This window comes from Aeribacillus sp. JST-2, from assembly GCF_056032925.1.
Genome location: NZ_JBVVUU010000028.1, coordinates 1 through 24616 on the forward strand (window position 1 = coordinate 1; position 24616 = coordinate 24616).

General features: G+C 40.6%; 24 protein-coding genes, 1 pseudogene and 1 riboswitch. Of the genes and pseudogenes, 17 read left to right on the top strand and 8 right to left on the bottom strand.

Annotated features, from left to right (window positions below; genetic code table 11):
• Nucleotides 1–387 precede the first annotated feature (387 nt).
• The 3 genes from AC0KTX_RS12615 (at nt 388) to ytkD (ending at nt 1945) form a co-directional block, all read left to right on the top strand.
• Nucleotides 388–831: a Dps family protein gene (locus tag AC0KTX_RS12615; RefSeq protein WP_474252523.1), complete on the top strand. Its 444-nt coding sequence runs from the start codon at nt 388–390 to the stop codon at nt 829–831.
• A gap of 191 nt (nt 832–1022) precedes the next feature.
• Nucleotides 1023–1349, top strand: a complete 327-nt coding sequence (locus AC0KTX_RS12620; protein WP_474252524.1) for a hydrolase — start codon at nt 1023–1025, stop codon at nt 1347–1349.
• Between the two features lie 122 nt (nt 1350–1471).
• A complete protein-coding gene (ytkD, locus tag AC0KTX_RS12625) occupies nt 1472–1945 on the top strand; it encodes an RNA deprotection pyrophosphohydrolase (RefSeq protein WP_474252525.1) in 474 nt (157 codons plus the stop codon).
• Nucleotides 1946–1985: 40 nt separating this feature from the next.
• Here ytkD and AC0KTX_RS12630 read toward each other — a convergent pair whose 3' ends face one another.
• From AC0KTX_RS12630 to AC0KTX_RS12640, 3 genes are read right to left on the bottom strand one after another with little or no spacing between them, the layout of a single operon-like run.
• The gene (locus tag AC0KTX_RS12630; protein WP_474252526.1) at nt 1986–2792 is read right to left on the bottom strand and encodes an ABC transporter permease; all 807 of its coding nucleotides are present in this window, start codon (nt 2790–2792) and stop codon (nt 1986–1988) included.
• Complete coding sequence (locus AC0KTX_RS12635) at nt 2770–3549, bottom strand: ABC transporter ATP-binding protein (protein ID WP_474252527.1); 780 nt, start codon at nt 3547–3549, stop codon at nt 2770–2772. Before AC0KTX_RS12635 ends, AC0KTX_RS12630 begins: the two co-directional genes overlap by 23 nt.
• A gap of 25 nt (nt 3550–3574) precedes the next feature.
• A complete protein-coding gene (locus tag AC0KTX_RS12640; protein WP_474252528.1) occupies nt 3575–4558 on the bottom strand; it encodes an ABC transporter substrate-binding protein in 984 nt (327 codons plus the stop codon).
• Nucleotides 4559–4677: 119 nt separating this feature from the next.
• Between AC0KTX_RS12640 and AC0KTX_RS12645 the strand changes: the two genes are divergently transcribed.
• Together AC0KTX_RS12645 and AC0KTX_RS12650 are read left to right on the top strand one after the other, a co-directional pair.
• Nucleotides 4678–5481, top strand: coding sequence for an alpha/beta hydrolase family protein (locus tag AC0KTX_RS12645; protein WP_474252529.1), 804 nt, complete (start codon nt 4678–4680; stop codon nt 5479–5481).
• Nucleotides 5482–5528: 47 nt separating this feature from the next.
• Nucleotides 5529–5771 (top strand): DUF2584 family protein, encoded by a 243-nt coding sequence (locus AC0KTX_RS12650; protein WP_474252530.1) that lies wholly within the window; start codon nt 5529–5531, stop codon nt 5769–5771.
• A 387-nt stretch (nt 5772–6158) separates the two neighbouring features.
• Here AC0KTX_RS12650 and pckA read toward each other — a convergent pair whose 3' ends face one another.
• Entirely contained in the window at nt 6159–7733 is a 1575-nt protein-coding gene (pckA, locus tag AC0KTX_RS12655) for a phosphoenolpyruvate carboxykinase (ATP) (RefSeq protein WP_474252555.1), read from the bottom strand.
• A 196-nt stretch (nt 7734–7929) separates the two neighbouring features.
• Nucleotides 7930–8123, top strand: a riboswitch (SAM riboswitch).
• 191 nt (nt 8124–8314) lie between these two features.
• Here pckA and metK point away from each other — a divergent pair.
• Nucleotides 8315–9520: a methionine adenosyltransferase gene (gene metK, locus AC0KTX_RS12660; protein WP_474252531.1), complete on the top strand. Its 1206-nt coding sequence runs from the start codon at nt 8315–8317 to the stop codon at nt 9518–9520.
• 158 nt (nt 9521–9678) lie between these two features.
• Here metK and AC0KTX_RS12665 read toward each other — a convergent pair whose 3' ends face one another.
• A complete protein-coding gene (locus AC0KTX_RS12665) occupies nt 9679–10209 on the bottom strand; it encodes a phosphatase PAP2 family protein (RefSeq protein ID WP_474252532.1) in 531 nt (176 codons plus the stop codon).
• Between the two features lie 179 nt (nt 10210–10388).
• The gene (locus AC0KTX_RS12670; RefSeq protein WP_474252533.1) at nt 10389–10916 is read right to left on the bottom strand and encodes a gamma carbonic anhydrase; all 528 of its coding nucleotides are present in this window, start codon (nt 10914–10916) and stop codon (nt 10389–10391) included.
• Between the two features lie 71 nt (nt 10917–10987).
• Here AC0KTX_RS12670 and AC0KTX_RS12675 point away from each other — a divergent pair, with 71 nt between their 5' ends.
• Nucleotides 10988–11773, top strand: a complete 786-nt coding sequence (locus tag AC0KTX_RS12675) for a lysophospholipase (protein WP_474252534.1) — start codon at nt 10988–10990, stop codon at nt 11771–11773.
• A 19-nt stretch (nt 11774–11792) separates the two neighbouring features.
• Entirely contained in the window at nt 11793–12872 is a 1080-nt protein-coding gene (locus tag AC0KTX_RS12680) for a tetraprenyl-beta-curcumene synthase family protein (RefSeq protein ID WP_474252535.1), read from the top strand.
• A gap of 137 nt (nt 12873–13009) precedes the next feature.
• Here AC0KTX_RS12680 and mnmM read toward each other — a convergent pair whose 3' ends face one another.
• Nucleotides 13010–13585 (bottom strand): tRNA 5-(aminomethyl)-2-thiouridylate-methyltransferase MnmM, encoded by a 576-nt coding sequence (mnmM, locus tag AC0KTX_RS12685; protein WP_474252536.1) that lies wholly within the window; start codon nt 13583–13585, stop codon nt 13010–13012.
• Nucleotides 13582–14547 carry a tRNA modification radical SAM protein MnmL/YtqA gene (mnmL, locus tag AC0KTX_RS12690; protein WP_474252537.1) on the bottom strand — a complete coding sequence of 322 codons (966 nt, stop codon included), beginning with the start codon at nt 14545–14547 and terminating at the stop codon, nt 13582–13584. The genes mnmM and mnmL overlap by 4 nt, the downstream gene beginning before the upstream one ends.
• Before the next feature lie 167 nt (nt 14548–14714).
• On the opposite strand from mnmL, the gene AC0KTX_RS12695 reads away from it, so the two are divergent.
• The 9 genes and pseudogenes from AC0KTX_RS12695 to AC0KTX_RS12735 all read left to right on the top strand — a co-directional run bounded on the left by AC0KTX_RS12695 (nt 14715) and on the right by AC0KTX_RS12735 (nt 24615).
• Nucleotides 14715–14978: a YtzC family protein gene (locus AC0KTX_RS12695; RefSeq protein WP_474252538.1), complete on the top strand. Its 264-nt coding sequence runs from the start codon at nt 14715–14717 to the stop codon at nt 14976–14978.
• A 291-nt stretch (nt 14979–15269) separates the two neighbouring features.
• Complete coding sequence (locus AC0KTX_RS12700) at nt 15270–15983, top strand: DUF5058 family protein (RefSeq protein WP_474252539.1); 714 nt, start codon at nt 15270–15272, stop codon at nt 15981–15983.
• A 30-nt stretch (nt 15984–16013) separates the two neighbouring features.
• Nucleotides 16014–16730 carry a small-conductance mechanosensitive channel gene (locus AC0KTX_RS12705; protein ID WP_474252540.1) on the top strand — a complete coding sequence of 239 codons (717 nt, stop codon included), beginning with the start codon at nt 16014–16016 and terminating at the stop codon, nt 16728–16730.
• 12 nt (nt 16731–16742) lie between these two features.
• Nucleotides 16743–18185, top strand: a complete 1443-nt coding sequence (locus tag AC0KTX_RS12710; protein WP_474252541.1) for an amidohydrolase — start codon at nt 16743–16745, stop codon at nt 18183–18185.
• A 606-nt stretch (nt 18186–18791) separates the two neighbouring features.
• Nucleotides 18792–20384, top strand: a complete 1593-nt coding sequence (locus AC0KTX_RS12715) for a sigma-54 interaction domain-containing protein (RefSeq protein ID WP_474252542.1) — start codon at nt 18792–18794, stop codon at nt 20382–20384.
• Nucleotides 20385–20611: 227 nt separating this feature from the next.
• Nucleotides 20612–20809: an iron-containing alcohol dehydrogenase gene (locus AC0KTX_RS12720; RefSeq protein WP_474252543.1), complete on the top strand. Its 198-nt coding sequence runs from the start codon at nt 20612–20614 to the stop codon at nt 20807–20809.
• 44 nt (nt 20810–20853) lie between these two features.
• Nucleotides 20854–21759, top strand: a complete 906-nt coding sequence (locus tag AC0KTX_RS12725) for an iron-containing alcohol dehydrogenase (protein ID WP_474252556.1) — start codon at nt 20854–20856, stop codon at nt 21757–21759.
• A gap of 20 nt (nt 21760–21779) precedes the next feature.
• A pseudogene (locus tag AC0KTX_RS12730) lies at nt 21780–23179 on the top strand (hypothetical protein).
• Complete coding sequence (locus AC0KTX_RS12735) at nt 23176–24615, top strand: NAD-dependent succinate-semialdehyde dehydrogenase (protein WP_474252544.1); 1440 nt, start codon at nt 23176–23178, stop codon at nt 24613–24615. Before AC0KTX_RS12730 ends, AC0KTX_RS12735 begins: the two are co-directional and overlap by 4 nt.
• Nucleotide 24616: the final 1 nt, after the last annotated feature.

Below are 24616 nucleotides of genomic sequence, written 5' to 3' on the forward strand. Positions count from 1 at the left end.
ACCTTTAGACCCAGTTTATTACATGTACCAATACTGGGTTTCTTCAGTATTGCCTTTTTTCGGATCATCGGACAAGGGAATTTCCAATTTCTATGATTTTTCACCTTGACATATTACCGCAGGACTTTTGATGTGTCGTCTGTAAACATTTTAGCACAAATTTTACCAAAAGCTCCTTTTGTTGATTTTGTTCGGAATTTACAATAACTGAAATCGAACGAACTGCCTTATGTTGCTAGGAACAACCCGTGTTTTGTCTAGTGTCATCCGCCTTAAACTGGACAAAATTCAAATAAAAACATATAATTTTTTCAACAATAAGTTTTGAATGCTTGCAAAAAGGGTATCGTATAAGTGAATTTTATTTCGGGTAAGGAGATGAAAAAAATGGCTGATCAAAAATTGGCGGAAACCTTAAACAAACTAATTGCTGATTGGACTGTCCTGTATGCAAAATTACATAACTTTCATTGGTTTGTAAAAGGAGATCAATTTTTCGTTTTGCATGAGAAATTTGAAGAACTCTACAATGAAGCGGCTGGCTATATCGATGAGTTGGCGGAAAGACTTTTAGCTTTGAATGGAAAACCTGTCGCTACACTTAAGGGAAGCTTGAAGATTTCCACTTTAAAAGAAGCCGATGGACAAGAAACGGCTGAACAAATGGTGCAAGCCGTAATTGATGATTTTTCATTGATGATTCAGGAATTGCAAAAAGGGATTGAGTTGTCGGAACAATTAAATGATGAAGCAACAGGCGATTTGCTGATCGGCATCCAAAAAAATCTCGAGAAACATAATTGGATGTTGAAGGCTTTTCTTGGAAAATAATAAAACTTTTCGGGGCTGTTCCATAAAGCCAACATGACCGGCTTTTTCGGACAGTCCTTTTTTCATTCAAAAAGAATTTTTCAAACAACGTTTATTGACCACAGTTGTATGAACATTAATTAGGCAAATTTTTTTTGATAATTTTTGCTCATGGTGGCAAACTGAAAAAAACAAAAGCAAAGGGGATTATGATGGAGGAAACAAGCAAAAAAACTTATTATATATCCGTAGCTAGAGGCGAAATTTCCCAAAGCCCGACCGCTTCCCCATGGGAGTTTAAAATTGAAGCAAATGATGGCGAAATCATTGAATTAAGGGAATACTTTGATCAAATGAATTCGACAAGTTGGCAAAACTTTTTCCGGGCGCATGTACCGTATGTACAATATCATCTTGATAAAGAAAATGAGGCGACCGATCAGTTGCTGCAAAAAGTATACACTTTCATTTTTCAGCATGGAGACGAAGAAGCGAAAGAGCAAATTCATTCAATGGGGATTTTAAAAGAACGGGATTAGGCAATACAATGTTGACAGATGGTTTATGAGGGTTTGTGAATGGTATTAAGGGTTATACAATTATACATCCTCTTTTCCGTATGTTAAGATAAAAATAGAAAATGGAAACAGAGGGGTTTTATATGTTTCATTTTAAAGATTATTACCAAAATGATGTATATTTGTCTTTTCAACATCAGCCTTTTTCTGTTTATCCAAAGCATGTTTGGGTGATTTGCCGTTTTGGAAACAAATGGCTGTTGACAAATCATGAAGACAGAGGGTACGAGTTTCCGGGGGGGAAGGTCGAGAAAGGCGAAACGCCTGTGGAAGCGGCGATTCGAGAAGTAAAGGAAGAAACGGGAGCGACTGTCGGAAAAATTGATTATATCGGTCAATATAAAGTGGTGGGGAAAGAAAAAACAATTGTCAAAAATATCTACTTTGCCAGAATCAACAGCATGGAGCGGCAAAGTACATATTTTGAAACGCTCGGACCGGTGTTATTGGATGAACTCCCGGAAAAACCGGAGGAAGACGAACGTTTCAGTTTTATTATGAAAGATTCTGTACTAAAGCACAGCATAGCGAAAATTCGTGATATTTATATAAAATAGACAAGACTTTCCGTAGAAGCAGAAAGTCTTTTGGAATAATTTATTGATTTTTGATGAGTTTTTTTTCGATCAATTCGACAATTTGATACATAATGGTTGCAAACACGGCAATGATTGCTAAGCTTAACAAGACAAGATTGAAATTAAATACTTGGAAACCATAAATGATCAAGTAGCCGAGCCCTTTAGCAGAAACAAGAAATTCGCCGACTATGACGCCTACCCATGATAAGCCGACGTTGACTTTTAACGTAGAGATAATGGTTGGAAAAGAGGATGGCAGGATTGCTTCCATAAACATTTGCTTTTTTGTTGCACCAAACGTTTGCAGCACTTTTAAATAATTTTGATCAACTTCTTTAAATGATGTATAGACGACGATTGTTGTAATAATGACAGAAATGATCGTTCCCATCGCTATAATCGACGTTAACCCAGGGCCTAGGACGACAATGAAAATCGGCCCAAGAGCCACTTTTGGCATTGCGTTTAATATCACTAAATATGGATCTAATATGTTGGAAAGTTTTGGTGACCACCATAACAATGCTGCCAGCAATGTCCCCAGCATTGTCCCTAAAATAAATCCCAAAACGGTTTCAAAAACTGTGATGAATAGATTTGAAAGCAATGAACCGTCAAGCAGCTTTTCGACAAAAAGATCAAAAATTTTGGTCGGTGAACTGAAGATAAGCTGGTCTATCCATGTTTGTCTGGACGCAATTTCCCATAAAATGAAAAAGCTGATGAAAATGAAAAATTGCCAGAAACGAATCCATCTTTTTTCTTTCGTTGATTTTTGCAAATACTGTTGATGAAGGAGATCAATGGTTGCTTTTCGTTTCATGCTGTTCAAGCTCCTTCCAAATTAATTCAAAAAGGGAATGAAATTTTGGGTGTTGCCTCGTTTTAAACGGTGTCAATGCTCGCAATTCTTCCGGAACTGAAAATATTTTCGTAATTTTGCCCGGTCTTCTTGATAAGAGAACGATGCGATCGCTCATGGCGATCGCCTCTCCAATATCATGTGTAACCAAACAGGCGGTTTTTTGATATTCTTTAATTTTTGAAAACACAAGGTCTTCCAGTTTTAATTTTGTTTGAAAATCGAGAGCGGAGAAGGGTTCATCGAGAAGAAGCATTTTTGGATTTGTAGAAAGGGTACGGACGAGTGCGGCTCTCTGTCTCATTCCTCCGGACAATTGGTTCGGATACAGTTTTTCAACATGTTTAAGCCCCATGTCATGTAAAAGCTGAATGGTTCTTTTTTTCTGTTCTTCCCCCAGTTGATTAAGCAGTTTTAATCCGATTAATATGTTCTCCTCGATCGTTTTCCATGGAAATAAGTAATCTTGCTGCAGCATATATCCGACTGCCGGGGTTGCTCCCTTGATCTGTTTTCCGTTTAAGATGACTTTCCCTTCTGTCGGTTCAATTAATCCGGCCATGATGGAAAGCAATGTTGTTTTGCCGCAGCCGCTTGGACCGAGGAAGGAGATAAACTCCCCTTCTTCCATTTCCAAGTGAATGTCTTCCACAGCTGTTGTTGTGGAATCTTTTGTAAAGTAAGTGTGGCTTACATGATCAATAATAAAAAACGGCATCCGTATTTCCCCCCTTTTCTGTTTTTTACTTAATGACTTGTTCAGCTATCGATGTGTTGACTAACACATCATAATCGATCCTTTTAGGGAGTTCGCCAGCTTCTTCCATGATATTTTGCAAGTTATTCCATTCCTCTTTCTCCAATAGCGGAGTTTTTGCATAAGAACCTTGGCTTTTATAGCGTTCAATGGAAGATGCTAAAATTTCGATGGATGTATCCTTAAATTGGTGTGCAACAATTTCAGCAATTTCCTTAGGCTCATGCTCCTCAACCCATCTTTGCGCTTTAAATATTGCCTTCGTAAACTTTTCCACTGCTTCCTTGTTTTCCTCGAGATAGCTTTGCTTGGCCATAAAGGAGGTGTAAGGAACTTTGCCGGATTCTTTCCCGAAAGAAGCAACAATGTATCCTTTTTTCTCTTTTTCAAAAATGCTGGCGGTTGGTTCGTATAGCTGAACATACTGGCCGGTTCCAGAGGCAAAAGCATTTGCGATATTGGCAAAATCGATATTTTGAATGAGGTGTAAATCTTTGTGGGGATCAATGTTATGTTTTTTCAAAACATATTCTCCCACCATTTGCGGCATTCCGCCTTTGCGCTGTCCTAAAAAAGTGCTGTTTTTCAATTGATCCCAAGTGAAATTGTTGATTTTGCGGCGTGAGACTAGAAATGTGCCATCCGTCTCGGTCAATTGAGCGAAATTGATGACTGGATCATTCGCTTCTTGGGCATAAACATAAATGGATGTTTCAGATCCAACGAGGCCGATGTCCGCACCGTTAGATAAAATGGCTGTCATTGTTTTGTCGCCACCCCAAGTAGTTTTCAATTCCACTTCCAGACCTTCTTCTTCAAAAAATCCTTTTTCTATTGCAACATATAAGGGAGCATAAAAAACGGAGTGAGTGACTTCAGCTAAACGGATTTTTTCCGTTTTTTCGCTGCAAGCGGAAAGAGGAATGACCATCAAAATCGCCAAAAGAAAAGAAGCAAACTTCTTTTTCATAATTAAGAGTCCTCCTTTTGATGTTCATAGGAGCTAAAAAAATGATTTAATATTGATATCTAGGATAAAGTATGAAAAAGACAGAAAATGTGTGCTGCTTTCTAAAGGGAGATGAAAAAATGCATCGAAATGGAGAAATCATCGATCAACAATTGTTTCCAAGCACAAGTCCTTCTGTTCGATTATCGATCGTTACCTATATTTCAGAAGGATTGAAGGTGAGGGGACTTTTGGCAGAACCAGTTCATAACGGTTCTTGCGACGGATTTTTATACTTGCGGGGCGGGATTAAAAATGTCGGCATGGTGCGCGCCGGGAGAATCATTCAGTTTGCATCCAAAGGATTTGTTGTCATGGCGCCGTTTTACCGCGGCAATTTAGGAGGTGAAGGAAACGAAGATTTTGCAGGATTTGACCGATATGACGCTGTGAATGCATTTTATTTATTGCAAATGCACCCAAAAGTGAACAAAAACCGCATCCATGTTTTTGGTTTTTCGAGGGGAGGCGTCATGGCTTTGTTAACAGGGATCTTGTGTTCTCAAGTTTGTTCGATCGTTACATGGGGAGGTGTCTCGGACATGTTTTTAACATATACGGAAAGAAAGGATTTAAGACGAATGATGAAGCGGGTGATCGGCGGAACTCCGAAGAAATGCCCCGGCAGCTATAAATGGCGGACGCCGCTGTATCAGCTTGATCAAATAAAAGCCCCGGTTTTAATTATTCACGGGGAAAAGGATGAAAATGTGTCAATTGAGCATGCTTACAGGCTGGAAAAAAGGTTAAGAGAGCTTGGAAAGGATGTCGAAAGCTGGTATTTTCGATATTTTCGCCACCATTTTCCGCCGAAGGATAACAAAACTATAGTAGAAGATTTGACAAACTGGATGAGAAACCGGAAACCTTCTTTCTATTTTTGATATATACTAAGAGGTAAGAAAAACAGGCAATTGGAGGGAAAGCAAGCATGGGCATGCCGTTTGAATTAAATACGATGATTGTTACAAAAGGAAAAGAACAACGGATCGAAGGGAATCTGTTTCAGCTTGTCAAAAAAGGATACCGACTTTATCCCATGCATATTCCGTTAGAAATACGAAAAACATTGGAAAGTGATCCAAGCGGCACGGCAGAAATTATTAAAGTCGAATGGTCCAATGATGAGACCGTGCTTTTATACAATCTTCTATCATTAAACTCTACAAATTAAAAAAGCTAACCGAACGCATTGCCCGATAGGCAATGTTTCGGTTAGCTCGTTTCCGGCGGGAAACAGAGAGCTTTATGATTGCTTAATTTGTTGAAATTGTTTCCGATTTGGTTCACAGTTCAAAGTGAAACTGCTGATGATTGCCTTATTTGCTGCAATGTTCAAAAAGCTGTTTCCTTCAAAACAGCGAAGGCACGGGAAATAAAGTTTCCTTTCCATTTGCACGGTCATACCGTTTTTTTCTGATGAAATAGATACTCTTCATTAGCGGCTGTTCATCATGCCGGAAAGGTTGTCGCAGTATTTTTTTTATAATGCCGCAGCAGCGTCTTTTCAAAACTTTCGGCGCTGACGACATCTGTCATATAGACTGTTTCTCATTCGGCTTTAAACTTGGGGACCGCCCGTTATTTCAATTTCTTTTGGAATCCCTTTGAATTTTTTGAAGTTTTCTTGGAAAGCTTTAGCCAATTGCAGCGCTTTTTGCTCATAAGCTTTAGGATCAGCCCAAGTTTTTTCCGGCTTTAGAACTTCATTTGGCACGTTAGGCACTGAAACAGGTATGTTTAAGCCGAAAATCGGATCTTTTACCGTTTCAACTTCATCCAGTTTTCCTGCTAACGCGGCTTGAACCATTGCTCTAGTATAAGAAAGCTGTATTCGTTTTCCAACGCCGTACTCTCCGCCTGTCCACCCGGTGTTGACCAAAAAGATCTTGACATTATGCTTTTCAATTCGCTTTCCTAACATTTCCGCATAGACCGCCGCTGGACGAGGCAAAAACGGCGCACCAAAGCAGGACGAAAATGTCGCTTTTGGCGATGTAACTCCCCGTTCTGTGCCGGCAAGCTTGCTTGTATAGCCGCTTAGGAAATGGTATATTGCCTGCTCTTTTGTCAATTTGCTAATCGGAGGAAGCACACCGAACGCATCGGCTGTTAAAAAGATGATTGTGTTCGCATGTCCGGCCATGCTCGGGTTTGCAAAATTGCCGATGGCCTCAATTGGATAGGCGGCACGGGTATTTTCTGTTATTTGCGAATCATGATAATCAGGCAAGCGCGTGTTGCCGTCGACAACGACATTTTCTAATACAGAGCCAAACCCAATAGCGTTGAAAATTTGCGGTTCTTTCTCAATGGATAAACCGATGCACTTCGCATAGCAACCGCCTTCTATGTTAAAAATACCTGAAGAAGACCAGCCATGTTCATCATCGCCGATTAGCGGCCGGTCGGGATCGGCTGAAAGCGTCGTTTTTCCTGTCCCTGATAATCCGAAAAACAGGGCGACATCCCCTTTTTCACCAACATTTGCCGAACAATGCATCGGCAAAATGTTTTGTTTAGGGAGAAGAAAATTCATAACGGAAAATATCGCTTTTTTCATTTCTCCAGCATACTCTGTGCCGCCAATCAAAACGACGCGCTTTTCAAAAGAAATGATAATAAATGCTTCGGAATTGGTTCCGTCCACTTCAGGATCAGCCTTAAACGAAGGAGCTGACAAAATGGTAAAAGGGTTTTTGAAATCCGTTTTATCGTTTGAACGGACAAAGAGATGTCGGGCAAATAAATTATGCCATGCCAATTCATTCACTACTTGAATCGGCATGCGGTAATTCGGATCTGCACCAGCATATCCCTTAAAAACAAAAATCTCTTCTTTTTCCTTTAAAAAGCGGATTAATTTTATATAAAGGCGTTCGAAAGCTTCTTTAGAAATCGGCTTGTTCACAGTCCCCCAATCAATTTCATCTTGTACCGATACTTCATCAACAATAAATTTGTCATTTGGCGAACGGCCAGTATATTTTCCCGTTTTCACTGCTACGGCCCCTGTATTTGTTAAAATTCCTTCCCCCCTTTTTAAAGTTTTTTCCACCAGTTGAGGAACTGATAAATTTTGATAAGCATTTGCACCGTTAATTAATGTTGTTAATTCATTTGATAAACTTATCATTTTCACAGAAAACCACCTTTTGCAGCATGATATAGTTGTGATTTTTGAAATAAGTATAACACATATAATTAAATATTACATCATATTTTTAACAAAAAAAGAATCTCCAGGTGGCTGCACAGAAACTTGCAGAAACAGGTCGGTTTTTGTTGACAATGCTGTTTTGGCTCATGTAAGATATATCCTTGAACGGATACTCTTATCCCGAGTTGGCGGAGGGACAGGCCCTATGAAGCCCAGCAACCGGCTCATTTTGTTGACAGCCGAATATGGTATGTTGAACATCGCTCAAGCCACCTAGAATATTTCCTGAAAAAAAGTTCCATATTCGAATACAGGACGAGCAAAGGTGCTAACCTGATGCAAGGTTTTTTCCTTGAACGATAAGAGTGAAAGGCATGAATCGAGCAACAACCTTTCCTCTGATGACGGGAAAGGTTTTTTCTTATTATAAAAAACCTTCCGTTTCGCCAAGTTTTTCTTATCGTAAATGGCATCGATTCTTGAGGGAATGAGTTCCGTGACAATAATGGGAGTCCGAGTGCTCCACAGAACATAAAGTAGTTGAAGGAGGAAGTGCCATGGCAAGAAAGCGCCGTCTGTTTACATCTGAATCAGTTACGGAAGGGCATCCGGATAAAATTTGCGATCAAATTTCGGATGCAATTTTAGACGCTATCATTGAAAAAGATCCGAATGCGCGTGTTGCCTGTGAAACATCTGTGACAACAGGCCTTGTATTAGTCAGTGGAGAAATTACGACCAACACTTATGTCGATATACCAAAAATTGTGCGGGAAACAGTAAGAGACATCGGCTACACGAGAGCAAAATACGGGTTTGATGCTGAAACTTGTGCTGTTTTAACATCAATTGATGAGCAATCACCGGATATTGCTATGGGAGTTGATAAAGCTCTTGAAGCGCGCGAAGGACAAATGACGGATGAAGAAATTGAAGCGATCGGAGCCGGAGACCAAGGACTAATGTTCGGTTTTGCTTGTAATGAAACGAAAGAATTAATGCCTCTACCGATTTCGTTGGCGCATAAGCTTTCCCGCCGGCTTGCAGAAGTACGCAAGACCGAAGTGATTCCATATTTGCGTCCGGACGGAAAAACACAAGTGACGGTAGAATATGACGAAAATAACCAACCAGTCAGAATCGATACGATCGTCATATCAACTCAACATCATCCTGAAGCAACGATTGAACAAATAAAGCGGGATATTCGAGAAAAGGTCATTGATCCGGTTGTTCCCAATGAGTTGATTGATGAAGAAACAAAATTTTTCATCAATCCTACCGGGCGTTTCGTCATTGGCGGACCGCAAGGAGATGCCGGTTTAACAGGCCGAAAAATTATTGTCGATACTTATGGAGGCTATGCTCGCCACGGCGGTGGAGCTTTTTCCGGAAAAGACCCGACGAAGGTGGACCGTTCCGCTGCGTATGCTGCACGGTATGTCGCCAAAAATATCGTGGCTGCGGGGCTTGCTGACAAATGTGAAGTTCAGCTTGCCTATGCAATCGGTGTAGCAAAACCTGTTTCTATCTCAATTGATACATTTGGAACAGGAAGCGTTAGTGAAGATGTTTTAGTGGAACTTGTTCAGAAAAACTTTGATTTGCGTCCTGCAGGCATTATAAAAATGCTTGATTTGCGCCGCCCGATTTATAAAAAGACAGCCGTTTATGGACATTTTGGCCGCACTGATTTGGATCTGCCTTGGGAAAGAACGGATAAAGCAGAAGCTCTTCGCGAGCAGTCTTATCAGTATAAATAAATTTATAAAAAGGGCGCCCATTCAATTGGCGCCCTTTTTAAACTGTATAAAATTAGTTTATCAATTGATTTTAGGGATAAACAAAACGGACGCAGACACGGCTGCGTCCGTTTTGTTTTTTTGACCGGAAGGAACGCATCTTTCGCTTGTAAATGGTTTTATAGAACAAATGAATAAAAGCAGATAATCCCAGTTGATGTTCCTAGGAGCATTCCCGCCAGCACATCGGAAGGATAGTGAAGCCCTAAATAAATTCTTGAAAGCGCCACACTAAGCGAAAGAGGAAGCAAAATCCATGATAAAATGGGTGCAGATAATAAGAACGGAATTGTGACTGAGAAAATGGCTGTCGAATGACCCGAAGGAAACGAATAGTCCTTTAATGGGTTTTTCATGACCTTAGCGCCCAGCAATGTTAAATAAGGACGCCGGCGCGGAAATATTTTTTTAATAATGAAGACAGGAATATGACTGAAAAAAAGAGAAAAAGCACTGGCAAAAGCGACTGATTTAACCGGTTCGTTTAAAAATAATATCAGGAGCAAGCATGACGCAATGGTCCACGTTGCACCACCCAGATGTGTAATCAGGCGAAAATAAACATTAAGCCCTTTTCTTTCAAAATGGGAATTAATCATTTTAAACAGTTTGCATTCAACATCGTATAAATGATCAATGAATCTGTTCATCATAAGGCTCCTTTAAAAAAAGACAGCAATGAATGGTTGTAACTTCATTTTCTCTTTTATTCCACACAACATCAATTGTTTTTTAAATATTTTTACAAATTTTTAAAAAACGAGAAATGTACGGTAAAGAATGACAATTGTTCAAGAAACCTTTAAAATATTTACATAGAAAAAAATATTTACCGAACGTTGATGGAAGCAGCCTTTTTATAGTATTGGCCTTTTTCAACATATTGTCGGCGAATCCGTTCCATCTCTTGTAAATCTTGCTCTGTTAAATCCCTGACCACCTTCGCTGGTCTGCCAAAGGCTAACGTGTGGGGAGGAATGGATTTGCCGGGCGGCACTAAACTGCCGGCGCCAATAAACGCTCCTTCGCCGATTTCGGCTCCATCAAGAATGATGGATCCCATGCCAATCAATGCTTTTTTTCGAATGATGGCGCTGTGGAGAATTACTTGATGGCCGACGGTTACGTCATCTTCAATAATTAATGGTTTGCCTGGGCTTTGGTGAAGGCAGCACAGGTCTTGAATATTTACGCGATTCCCGATGATGGTTGGGGCGACATCGCCGCGAATAACGGTTTGAAACCAGATGCTTGACTGTTCGCCGATTTGAACATCACCGGTAATGGTGACAAAATCTGCAATATAAGCTGATTCACTGATTACAGGTTTTTTTTCTTTATAAGCATAGATAACCATTTCATCACCCTCTGAATGTTTTTCCATTATTATAACAAATTCTTCCGACCAACATAGAAAGGAGTCAAACAATGTGGAAGTGGAATGCTTGGGATCCCCGTGCAGTCATGGTTATGATTCATGGTGCCGGCGAGCATCACGGCCGATATAAATGGTTAATTGAAAAGTGGCGATCAAACGGATATCATGTCGTAATGGGGGATCTCCCAGGGCAAGGAATGTCCTCCCGCAAAAGAGGTCATATTCAGTCTTTTGACGAATATATTCAGGAAGTCGATCATTGGTTAAGAGAGGCGCAAACATTTGAATTGCCGGTTTTTCTTTTAGGGCATAGCATGGGTGGCCTGGTGGCAATCCGAACGCTGCAAACCATCCATTTCCCTTTAAAAGGGGTGATTTTATCGTCCCCATGTTTAGGTCTGATACATAAGCCGAATAAAGTGGTTGATTGGGTCTCGAAAGGATTGAATGTTTTTGCTCCAAGCATGCGGTTCGATTCCAATTTAACAGCTGAGATTGCGACTAGAAATCAGGAAATTCAAGACGCAAGCAAAAATGATTCCCTTTTGGTGACAAAAGTTTCTGTCCGTTGGTACAGGGAATTGGTAAACGCTATGGAGCAGGCATTCGAGGAGGCTCTCAAACTCCCTGACATCCCGCTGCTAGTAATGCAGGGAGGAGAAGATAAAATTGTCGACAAAAATTCTGTAAAAAAATGGTTTAATCAATTAGACTTGACAGATAAAAGTTATAAAGAATGGAAAGGTCTTTATCATGAGATTTTCAACGAACCGGAAAGAGAGTTTGTTTTTGACAAAGCTTTCAGTTTCGCCAATGAACACATAGCAGAAGTTTAACATAAGAGGTGATCACCCTTTGGGCATACCTGAACATCCTATAAGGCTTATGGCAAAAGTCTATAAAGATATATTACCGACTGTCCATTATTATTTGGATGGCTGGAAAAAAAAGGCTCAATTGATACCAAATGAAGAACTTAGAAAACAAGCCCTCGCCAGCATAAAGACGAAAACATTCCATTGTGAAGGCGGAAGTATTTTAGCTCTTTTATCGCATTCCTATGTTGAGGAATGCATCGAATTTATTGTGGCTTATCAAACGATCAGCGATTATTTGGATAATTTGTGTGACAGAAGCACCTCGCTTGATCCGAAAGATTTTTGTATGCTTCACCAGTCGATGAAAGATGCGCTGTCCGTTCATGCGAAATTGAAGAACTATTATCAATACCGTGAGGATCAAGATGATGGCGGCTATTTAAACGAGCTTGTCATGACGTGCCAGAGGATATTAAGCGAAATTGACAATTATCCGATTATTGCTGATTATTTGTTGGAGCTGTGCGGATATTATTGTGAACTGCAAGTGCATAAGCATGTAAAGAAAGAAGAAAGAGTTCCAAGGCTTGAACAATGGTTTGAACAATATCGGCCATCCCTTCCGGATATGAAATGGTACGAATTTTCGGCATGCGCCGGCTCGACATTGGGTATATTTTGTTTGGTTGCTTATGCGTTTCAACCGGGCTTTACCAAATCGATTGCGGCGAAAATAAAAAATGGGTATTTTCCTTATGTACAAGGGCTGCATATTTTATTGGATTATTTTATTGATCAAGAGGAAGATGAATTGGAAGGGGATTTAAATTTTTGCAGTTATTATAAAAGCAAAAAAGAGATGATGGATCGATTGGCGCATTTTGTAAGCGAAGCCGACAAAAATTTAAAGGATATTCCAAACGAAAATTTTCACAAATTGATTAACAGGGGATTGCTCGGTCTTTATTTGTCGGATGAAAAGGTATTAGTACATAAAGATTTGGGAAAATTGGCGAAAAAATTAATTAAGAAAGGCGGAACCACTTCTGTTTTCTTTTACGTGAATGCAAGAGCCTATCGTGCCATTCAAAAATGGAATTTCATGAGATCATCCTGACAACTTGATAGGCAAAAAAACCGGCCGAAGCTATTCTCTGCGCCCGGTTTTTTTGCAGCGATGGGAAATCTTGCAGCTTTCAAGACACCAGCTGCCCCTTTTCTTTTAAAAAATTCATAAGAGTGTTTTCCGCTGTTTTATCCGTTTCTTTCAATGGCGATGATAAAAGGCGGATCGTTTTTTTGATTGAGAAACCGGTATTCTAAAACATGCGCCTTCTTTTGGTCAAGCTGCTTAACGAAATCGAGAAGTCGGTCGCGTTCTACTTTTCCTTCCGGATGGCCGTGATAAACGACGATCACGATCATTCCGCCGGGTTTTAAGATCGATAATAGCTGTTGAACGGCTTCAATGGTTGATTCCGGTTTTGTCACAATGTTTTTTTCTCCTCCGGGCAAATAGCCGAGATTAAACATCGCTCCGGCAATATGATTGTGATGTTCCACGGGAATTGTTTTCAAGATTTCATCATGGCTGCGATGAAACAAAGTAACACGGTCGAATAAACCGGATTCCTTCAGCCGTTTTTCCGTCTCTTCAAGCGCCGTTTTTTGAATATCGTAGCCGAATACATGGCCTTGTTCGCCAACGAGTTGTGCCAAAAAGACGGTATCATGCCCGTTTCCGACTGTTGCGTCAATTGCAATGTCGCCTTTTTGGACAGCGGAAGCTATCAGCTTTTTCGCAAACGGTAGAATGCGAATGAGATTCATTTTGACATCACTCGTTCTTTTCGATAATACTTCCCTTGATAACTGTTTCGTCTTTCGAGTTCGTTATCAATGGCATTTAACACTTCCCACTTGTTGACGCTCCACATCGGTCCTATCATTAATTCGATCGGACCGTCTCCGGTAATGCGATGAACAATCATTTCCGGAGGCAGCACCTCCAATTGGTCGCATACTAATTGTACATATTCATCAAAGGATAAAAAGTGCACCATCCCTTTTTCATATTGTTTAACCATCGGGGTGCCCTTTAACAAATGAAGCAAATGAATTTTAATTCCTTGAATATCCAGTTTGGCAACTTCCTTGGCCGTTTCCATCATCATGTCGTATGTTTCAAGAGGAAGGCCGTTGATGATATGGGTGCAAACACGGATTCCGTGTTTTCTCAGCTTATTGACTCCTTCGACATAGCATTCATAATCGTGCGCACGGTTAATTAAATCAGCGGTTCGCTGGTGAACGGTTTGCAATCCCAATTCAACCCAAAGATATGTTCTTTCATTTAATTCCGCCAAATATTCAACAACATCGTCCGGCAAACAGTCAGGTCTTGTGGCAATGGACAAACCGACAACTCCATCAAGTCCTAATACGGTCTCATATTTGTCGCGAAGAACTTCAACAGGTGCATGGGTGTTGGTAAATGCCTGAAAGTAGGCAATGTATTTTCCGTTTTTCCATTTCTCATGCATTTTGCTTCTAATGTCATGAAATTGAGTAACAAGATCATCCGCCCTGTTTCCGGCAAAATCGCCCGACCCTGCAGCGCTGCAAAACGTGCATCCGCCATGTGCTACTGTGCCGTCGCGGTTTGGACAATCAAATCCGCCGTCCAAAGCGACTTTAAACACTTTATCTCCAAATGTATTTCTTAAATGGTAATTCCATGTATGATAACGTTTCTTGTCGTTTGTATACGGAAATGGATTGTGGTTCGCCAACTCCTACTCCTCCTGTTTCAATATATTATCAAAACATTTTACCATGATTCTCAAAGGGATCTCAAATCAGAAAAAATAAAAATTTATAAATTTTTCCATCATGTTAGATGCAGAAAAAGTAAAAAATATCGTTGATGAGGTTTTTCTTCATCAAGGAGGGGATTTGTTTGGCGACAAGACAATCCGTGGAAGATTGCATGGAGCGCTGCCAACAAGCATTGTCATATGCAAATGAGCAGTATTTGGAAGGGATGAGGCAGGAGCATTACCATGATAAAGAATATGCGAAAGCGCAGCAAAAGCTCCAAGACGCCCTTTCCGAAGTGGAAAAGCTCGGTTTAAGCGCCAATGACCAGCAGCGGGAACAACTTTACCGCATGCGTCTTCAACTGCAAGACCTTCAAAATGACATGATTCTGCTAGATCATTAAATTTGGGGCAAGCCTGTTCTTAGGCTTGCCCTCTCTTACATGTGATTATGTTTGCCATCTAGTATGATTAGTCCTCGATTGATTGAACCTAATATTTTCCTTTCATCATGAAAGCAAAATGGCTTCCAGCTTTGTCGACTTTCTTTCAATTGCCTTTTGGTTAAACAAGAACTTATCATATCCGGGAAAAAATTTTGCCAAGGATTTCAAGGGTGTTTATAAAAATGTGTAAATATTTCTGCCAATAATAATATTAATATTCTAAATAGTGCTAATATTAAAGAAAAAGGGGTGATTTATATAGATAAAATTTTACCGATAGCCAATAGTCTGGCGATGTGGGGATTTTCCGTTCTTGTTATTTCTGTCGTTGTGTTTCAAGCTTTTATTTTTATTCATTTAGTGTGCAAACAAGCTCCCCGCTCCGGAATGAGCCGTACGGAAATAAACAGAGCTTTACGAACCGGGGTAATCAGTGCCTTAGGGCCTTCACTTGGAATTATCATTGTGGCGGTTTCGTTAATCACCGTCATTGGTGCACCATTGACTTTGATGAGGATTGGGATCATCGGATCTGCCGCCTACGAATTAACAGCAGCAGGTATTGGCGCAAAAGCATATGGGGTTGAATTAGGGAAAGATGGCTTTAATCTTCAGGCATTTACTACGGCAGTGTGGACGATGTGTATTGGAGGATTGGGCTGGCTTTTATCCGCCGCCTTGTTTACAAAGTCTTTAGGAAAAATTCAAGGTAAAATTCAAGCGCAAAATTCGAAAATCATGGCGCTTATTTCTACTGCTGCGATGATGGGGGCGTTTGGATATTTCACAGCTGGGCAAATTGTAGCGGGATTCAATGAAACGGTGGTGGTTCTAATATCTGGAATCACAATGATGGCACTGATGATCGCTGCGGAAAAATGGAAGCTTGCCTGGTTAAAAGAATGGGCATTAGGAATAACGCTTGTCGTTGGAATGTCAATAGGGTATTTGACGACCATTTAAACGAAAAATTGCAAGAAGGCGGGGATAGGAATGAATGAAAAGGCGGGAGTTAAGAGCGAAAGAAACGAAATGGAATTTTTTCATAAAAAAGCCCATTTTTGGGGGCGTTTTACACTATGGGCTGTCATCATTACTACAATGCTCCCTCCTATGTATTTATCTTTCATATTGGGCTATCATCCTGGATGGGATGTTATTTTAACGGCTTTTATTGGAGTGACGGCTTTTATAGGTATCATGTGGGTTTTAGAACCAATTTCTTACTTTCCGAGTTTGGGGATTTCAGGAACATATATGAGTTTCTTAGTAGGCAACATTTCCAATATGTGCTTGCCTTGTTCAGCAGCTGCTCAAAACGCAATTGACGCGGATCCGGGCACAAAGAAAGCAGAGCTCGCTGCGACACTTGGCATTGCTGCCGCTTCATTAGTCCATATTATTGTGTTAGTTCCGGTTGTGCTTGGAGGAAGCTACATTGTTTCGATTTTACCTTCGTCGATTCAAACGGCTTTTCAATTTGTACTCCCCGCCATCTTCGGCGGTGTAACAGCCCAATTTGCCATGAAGCGGCCGATTTATGGTGTAATCGGAATCGCATTCGGCGTGTTCATCACACTGCTGGCTATTCCCGGTTTTGCAAAAGTTATTTTATGTGTAGTCGGAACGATCACCATGGCATTTCTCTTGGAAAAATATAAAAACGCGAAGAAAGCGGAGGAAGGAAAAATTTTTTTAGATAAATATTAAGGAGATGAGAAGATGGCAAACTTTATCGAAAACGAAACAATGGAAAAAATGATCATGGATTGGGTGGACGATCATCAGGAAAAGCTGATCGATTTATCAAAAAAAATTTGGGAATTTGCTGAACTCGGTTTAGAAGAGTATCATTCTTCAAAATTATTAGCCGAATGGTTAGAAAAAGAGGGATTTTCTGTTGAAATGGGTGTTGCTGGAATGCCGACAGCGTTTGTCGCTACATGGGGGAGAGGGAACCCAATAATCGGCATATTGGGAGAGTATGATGCATTGCCGGGGTTGTCGCAAAAAAAGGTTCCTAGGAAAGAACCGTTAATTCCGGGGGGGAATGGCCATGGTTGCGGTCATAATGTTTACGGTGTAGCTGCGGCGGGTGGAGCCATTGCGGCAAAAAAATGGTTGGAGAGAGAAAACATATCCGGCACCATCAAGTTTTATGGCTGTCCCGCAGAAGAAATTTTAGTTGGGAAAGTATTTATGGTTCGCGATGGCGTTTTCAATGATGCTGATGCATGTTTAACATGGCATCCGAATTCTATCAATTCGTTGTGGGCGAGCAGTTCTTTGGCGATGAACTCAGTGAAGTTTCATTTTTATGGTAAATCCGCTCATGCGGCTGCGAATCCTGAGGCAGGGAAAAGTGCTTTGAAAGCTGTTCAGTTGATGGACATTGGTGTTCATTTTTTAAGAGAACATTTGGTTGATCAGATAAGAATACATTCTACCATTCCAAACGGAGGAGGCAGCCCAAATGTTGTTCCAGATCAGGCGCAAATTTGGTATTACATAAGAGCCCCCCATCGCGCGGAAGTGGAAGAAACATACCAAAAGCTTATCAACATCGCAAAAGGAGCTTCGTTAATGACTGGAACAAACTATGAAATTGAATTTATAACCGGATGTTACAATATGTTGCCTAATAAAGTTTTGGGAAACGTATTGTATGAAAATATGAAAAAAGTGGGGCCTCCCAATTTTGATGACACCGATTTTGAATTAGCTGCTGAACTAACAAAAACCTTTGAACCTGGCACAAAAGAATTGGTTTTACAGACAGCCGGGCTTCCACGCGCTCTTGTTGAAAAAATATTGCATGATGAAGTGATTGAGCCATATGATGAAGGAAAATATATGTCAGGATCGACCGATGTTGCTGATGTTTCATGGAATATACCGACTGCACAATTTACAACTGCATGCGCACCGATTGGGACACCCGGACATTCTTGGCAAAACGTTGTTTCAGTCGGATCTTCAATCGGCCAGAAAGGAATGCTCGTGGCGGCAAAGATTTTGGGATTAAGTGTATTCAGTTTAATAAAAAATCCAAAACTGGTGCAGCAGGCAAAAGAAGAATTTGCAAAGGAAATTTCTGAGGTTGGCGGATATGTATCACCTTTGCCAAAAGATTCAAAACCGCCAATTATCAAAAAAACAAATTGAGGAAATCCTGTTCAGAAGAAATTTATGATTATTTTCATTTGGAAGGAAGCCGGCTGCTAAACATTGCAATGAAAGAGAGGACAGATTAATAAAAAGTTGAATTTGTATGAGGCTGTCTCAAAAAGGGTCTAATCATGGCCCTTTTAGGCAGTCTTTTGTTTTTCATTTACTTTGATTTTTCTTTTGGGGAGTTTCCACACATTTTCCTTCCTTCATGGTTTCATAGAAATTTTTTCATATTTTGAATTGTTGGCAACGGAAAAAAGACAAAGACAAGGGTATTTTTTGACAAGCTTTCAGCAAAACCGTGAAGATATTTTTCAAATTGCGGTCTTTTTCAAATATTTTCCTGGAATAATGGTACACATTCAGCTTGGGACAACTTTATAGACAGCTGCCCAGTCCAAGATCGAGCGGACTGCCCCTTGAAGCCGAAAAATTGATGCAGCGAAAAAAAGCCCTTGTCAAGTAAGAACCTTTTGTACTAGGCTGGGCAAGGCATTTGCACTTCACTGTTAAATCTGAAGAAAGCCAATATTTTTTTAATAGTTTATACTAAAAACTGACCAATGTTCACAGTTTGAAATGGCGTTAGGAGGGAATTTTATGTCGAACTTTCGTCCCGATATGTCGGTTGAGGAAGCGATTTCAATTTTTCCTATAGGAGTTAATGAAGTTGAGGTATTTAACGAATCCGGTGAGTTTGCAGGATATTTAACATTAGAGTCGCTGTTTGGTGCAGTACAGCAAGGAGAATTAACAAAACCGATTCGCCGTTTTATTTTATCGAATGCTCCTGTGCAAAGTATGCAGCATCACTCGATCTCTTACTCTCAATTCCGATCCTTTTTTCAAAGCAAATTGTGCCGGATCGTTTTGAACTCATTATATGACGGTGTTTATATAACAGACGGTACAGGGATTACTTTGTTTATCAATAAGGCTTATGAACGGATTACAGGGATAAAAGAAGAAGAAGTAAAAGGAAAACATATGAGTCACTTGGTTGAACAAGGGATTATTTCCAAGTCGGCATCTTTAGAAACGATTCGTACAAAGAAGCCAGTCACCCTTATTCAGACCATTCGCAATGAGAGAAAAATAATTGTATCGGCAACACCTGTTTTTTCTTCAGCTAACGAAGTTATGTATGTCGTAAACAGTGTGAGGGATATAACAGAACTGATTCGTTTAAAACATGAATTGGACAGCCAAAAGCTTTCATATCAAAGCATTTCTCAAAACTCGCTTTTTCCTGAACAAACCGGTTTTCAAAATCTTGTCATCGGTCCTTCCACTTTTCCGATTTTTCAACTTGCGAACAAAGTGGCCAAAACTGATGCAAAAATTTTGCTGCAGGGAGAGACTGGTGTTGGAAAAAGCTTAATTGCGAAATATATTCATTCCAGAAGTTCCCGAAGCAATGAAATTTTTATGGAATTAAACTGCGGCGCCATTCCTGAGCATTTAGTTGAAGCAGAACTTTTTGGCTATGAACCCGGTTCTTTCACTGGTGCCTTAAAGCAAGGAAAAATAGGCATTTTTGAAAAAGCGAACGGCGGGACGCTATTTTTAGATGAAATTGGTGACTTGCCATTAGAATTGCAAGTGAAATTGCTAAAAGTTGTAGAAGAAAACCGGTTTATGAGAGTAGGATCTACTGAAATGAAAGAAGTAGATGTAAGGCTCATTACGGCAACTCATAGAGATCTTGCATCACTTGTTAGGGAAGGTGCATTCCGTGAGGATTTATATTATCGATTGAATATTGTTACCTTTGATGTCCCCCCTTTGCGGGAGCGGAAGGAAGAGATTGTTCCTTTATTAGAAATGTATTTGAAGGAATTTAATAAAAAATATAATGAAAATAAGAAAATGACCCCGGAATGTATTGAATGGCTTACAAACTATTCATGGCCGGGCAACATTAGAGAGCTGGCCAATTTAGTTGAGAGACTAGTCGTGACAACTTTTCATGAAACAATTGATGTAGGTGACCTCCCTCCTTTCATACAACAAATTTTTCCTGCTTCAAAACCTAAAACTTTAAAGGAAGCTGTGGCGCAGCTTGAACGCTCTCTCATTATCGATGCACTTAAAAAGCATGGTACGACTAGAGCCGCAGCAAAATCTTTAGGAATTAGCCAAAGTGCCATTGTACAAAAAATGAAAAAATTTCACATTCGATTAGAAAACTAATCAAAAATTTCAATTTGATTCATTTTGTAATCGCTTTCGTTATATTGAATCAACAAAAAAGTGAACAAATGAATTTAAAAAAGTGTTGAATTTTTTGTTACAAATTGGCGTTCCTATTAAAAAATTTATAAAAAAATACACAAATAATTTACGTGTTGGCACGAAAATTGCATTTATATTTTGGTGAAATGAGAATTTCCCTATTATGTTGAAAGGAGAGGAAGAAAATGAACATATCTACATTTTCAATGGCGAACAAATTAATTACCGGAACTGATTCTCTAAATCAACTCCCTGAAGAAGTGCTGCGTCTTGGGATAAAAAAACCTCTTATTGTAACAGATAAGATACTTATTCAAGCAGGAGTAGTAAAACAAGTTCAAGATTTATTGCCGATGGAGGCGGGAGTGTTCTCAGAAACGTAAATCCGGAACCGGAAATTGAAATAGTCGAACATTGTCTCCAAACGATAAAAGAAGGAAATCATGACGGACTGATCGCTGTCGGCGGCGGAAGCGCGATCGACATTGCCAAAGCTTCTTCTGTTATGGCAACGAATAAAGGCAAAATTGAAGAATATTTTGGCATCAATTTAGTAGAAGCACCCGGACTGCCGTTAATAGCCATTCCGACAACTGCCGGAACAGGTTCTGAGGTGACGAATATTTCAATCTTGTCGGATACGAAAGAGCAGGTGAAAAAAGGGATTGTCAGCCCGTTCTTATTACCTGATGTCGCAATTGTTTCGCCGATCATGACCATTACGTGCCCTCCTAACGTGACAGCAGCAAGCGGGGTGGATGCATTAGTTCATGCTGTGGAAGCATATATTTCGAAATTTGCTTCACCGATTACGGATGCATTGGCAATCGGTGCGATGAAACTAATTTCCACCCATTTACCGAAAGCGTATTCAAATCCGGACAACATTGAATCGCGTGAGGCGATGATTACGGCGAGTCTCATGGCGGGACTAGCTTTTGGAAATGCGGGCGTTGGTGCTGTGCACGCTCTTGCATATCCTCTTGGAGGACGTTTCCATATAGCGCACGGTGTAAGCAACTCCTTGCTGCTCCCTTACGTCATGAAATGGAACAAAATAGCTTGTTTAGAAAGATTCCGTGATATCGCAGAAGCGTTAGGAGAAAAAGTAGATCATCTAAACGATGATCAAGCGGCTGATGCAGCGATTGAAGCGATGATCCGCATATGCCGCTATGTGGAAATTCCGCAATCTTTGCGTGAATTTAATATTCCGGAATCCGCGATTTCTGAAATGGCTGAGGAAGCTTTAAAGCAAACGCGGCTTCTGCGCAATAACCCTCGAAAATTAAGCAAAAAAGATATTGAACAAATATACCGTGCTGCCTATTGATAGGAGGGAAAATCATGATCATGAAATGGAAAAATCGTCCGCACGGCGCTGAAACGCCATATATCCCTGCAGGTCCCTTTAAAATACGTCTGCCGTTCATTCATTATCGGTTTGAATGGCCCGATTATGTCCAAGGTCTGCTGATGTGTGCGGTAGACCTTGGGGCTATTACTCTTTTAGCGGATCATTTAGGGATGCCGTTTGAAGTGGCTCTCGCTGTTGTCGTATTGAATGGACTTTTATATTTGTTGCACCATCTGCTTGGTGACCCGGTCATTCCAGGCTGGGTTACTCCCGCGATTCCTTTAATTGTTTTGTATGTTGAACAATTTCCTGAAGGCGAGGACCGAATTTATGCGCTCATTGCATTTCAGTTGACTCTTGGAATTTTATCCATCATTTTAGGGGTAACGGGACTTGCCAGCAAAGTGGTGCGTTTAGTGCCTGATGCCATTAAATCAGGTATTATACTGGGTGCTGGAATTGGAGCTGTCGTATCGATTTTTGAAGCCGGAGGGAAGTTTGAATTATTCCCTATCACGATCACAATTTGCATTGGCTTTGCGTTTTATTTGATATTCTCTAAACATTTCGAAAAATTAAAGCAAAAAAACAAAGGCTGGGCTTTGTTGGGGAATTTAGGTATTTTACCTGCTATTCTGCTTGCTGTAATAGTAGCTCCCATTGTTGGAGAAGCGAAATGGCCGGACATTCAATGGGGGTTCAGTAAACCTGATTTCGCCACACTTTGGGCGGAATATACGGTATTTGGCCTGGGCTTCCCTACATTCTCGTTTTTTGTAAAGGCAGTACCTGCTGTTTTTGCAACGTATTTAGTTGTTTTTGGAGATGTGCTGAAAACGAAAGCCCTCCTTTCTGAATCTGATGTCATACGTACGGATGAAAAAGTTGATTACAATCCGAACCGCGCCCACTTAATATTCGGAGGCCGAAACATTCTAATGAGCATGATCGGCCCTGATATTACGATGTGCGGTCCGATGTGGGCAGCCATGCAAGTGGTGGTCATCGAACGGTTTAAAAAAGGAAAAAAGCGATGCATTCGTTCTTCGGTGGAGCAGGATCGTTCCGTTGGGGGACAAATACTGGATTATTTTTGCTTCCTATAGTAAGTTTAGTACAACCGATACTTGGAGTTGCTTTAGCTTTGACATTATTGGTTCAAGGTTATGTAAGCGTTCGTATCGGCGTCATGCAGTCCCGGAGCCAGCGTGATCTTGGGATTGCGGGGATTGTTGGCGCAATTCTTGTGATAAAAGGGGCAGCAATGGCTTTTGCAGCCGGCATCCTTTTATGCATCCTGCTTTATGGGAAAGATTTTCTGCGCGGAGAAAACGACCGCATATTTACGCACCACTTGAATGAAGAAAAAGAAAGAGAGGAGATTCAAGCAGTATGAAAGAACAACCATTGACAAAAGGGCTGTATCTTAACGGAAAATTTGTTCAGTTGGATGACAATTTTGCCGTTCAAAACCCTGCTACTTTTGAGACTGTAGGATATGTGCCAAACGGAACCGCCAAAGAAGCAAAGTTGGCTGTCGATGCGGCTTACGAAGCTTTTAAAACATGGTCGAAAACGACAGCATATGAACGGGCGGAATTGTTGGAAAAATGGTATAAGATCATTCAGGATAAGTTGGATTTCTTGGCAACCACTATGACACTGGAGCAAGGAAAACCATTGGCCGAGGCGAAAGGTGAAATGCAATATGCAAACAGTTTTGTAAAATGGTTTGCAGAAGAAGCAAAGCGAATTTATGGGGAAACGATTCCGGCCTCCGCTAGTTCGAAAAGAATTATCGTTCAAAAACAACCTGTTGGAGTCGTGGCTGCCATCACACCTTGGAACTTCCCGGCTGCGATGATCACACGGAAAGTCGCCCCCGCTCTTGCAGCAGGTTGTACAGTTGTCATTAAACCTGCTGAACAAACACCGCTTACAGCACTATTATTAGCAGAAAGTGCTCATGAAGCAGGTTTTCCGGCGGGTGTCATCAATGTCGTAACCACTCAAAATCCAGCGGCAGTTGTCGATGTTTGGATGGAAGATTCACGTGTTAAGAAGGTTACTTTTACAGGTTCAACCCCTGTCGGAAAACTATTAATGAAGAAAGCAGCGGATACTGTAAAAAAAGTATCGCTTGAACTTGGCGGTTTGGCACCTTTTATCATAACAGAAGATGCAGATATTCAAGAGGCTGTAAAGGGGGTTATGCAATCAAAATTCAGAAATGCCGGTCAAACGTGCGTTTGTGCCAACCGGATTTATGTCCATGAGTCAATTAAGGAGCCGTTTTTAAAAGCATTTCATAAAGCTGTTTTGTCACTGCAAGTAGGCAACGGCCTTGACGAGAAGGTAGACATTGGACCGCTTATTGACGAAAATGCAATCAAAAAAGTCCAACATCAACTAGAAGATGCAGTTGCAAAAGGAGCTACACTCCATGAAGGACCTTCTGTGAATATTGACAAAGGGTATTTTATGAAGCCGGTTATTGTCTCTGATGCAACAGATGATATGTTATGTATGCAGGAAGAAACATTTGGGCCGTTGGCACCGGTCAGCACATATTCAGATGTTGAAGAAGTTATCCAACGTGCAAACGGTACACCATTTGGTTTGGCTGCGTATGTTTACACGCAATCTTTACAAAAGGCTTTTTGGTTTTCTGAAAATCTTGAATACGGCATTGTCGGAATCAATGATGGCCTTCCGTCTGTTGCCCAAGCACCTTTTGGCGGAATGAAAGAGAGCGGCCTTGGAAGAGAAGGAAGCCACTATGGGTTAGATGAATTTCTCGAAATTAAATACGTTTCTCTTCAATTAATATAAT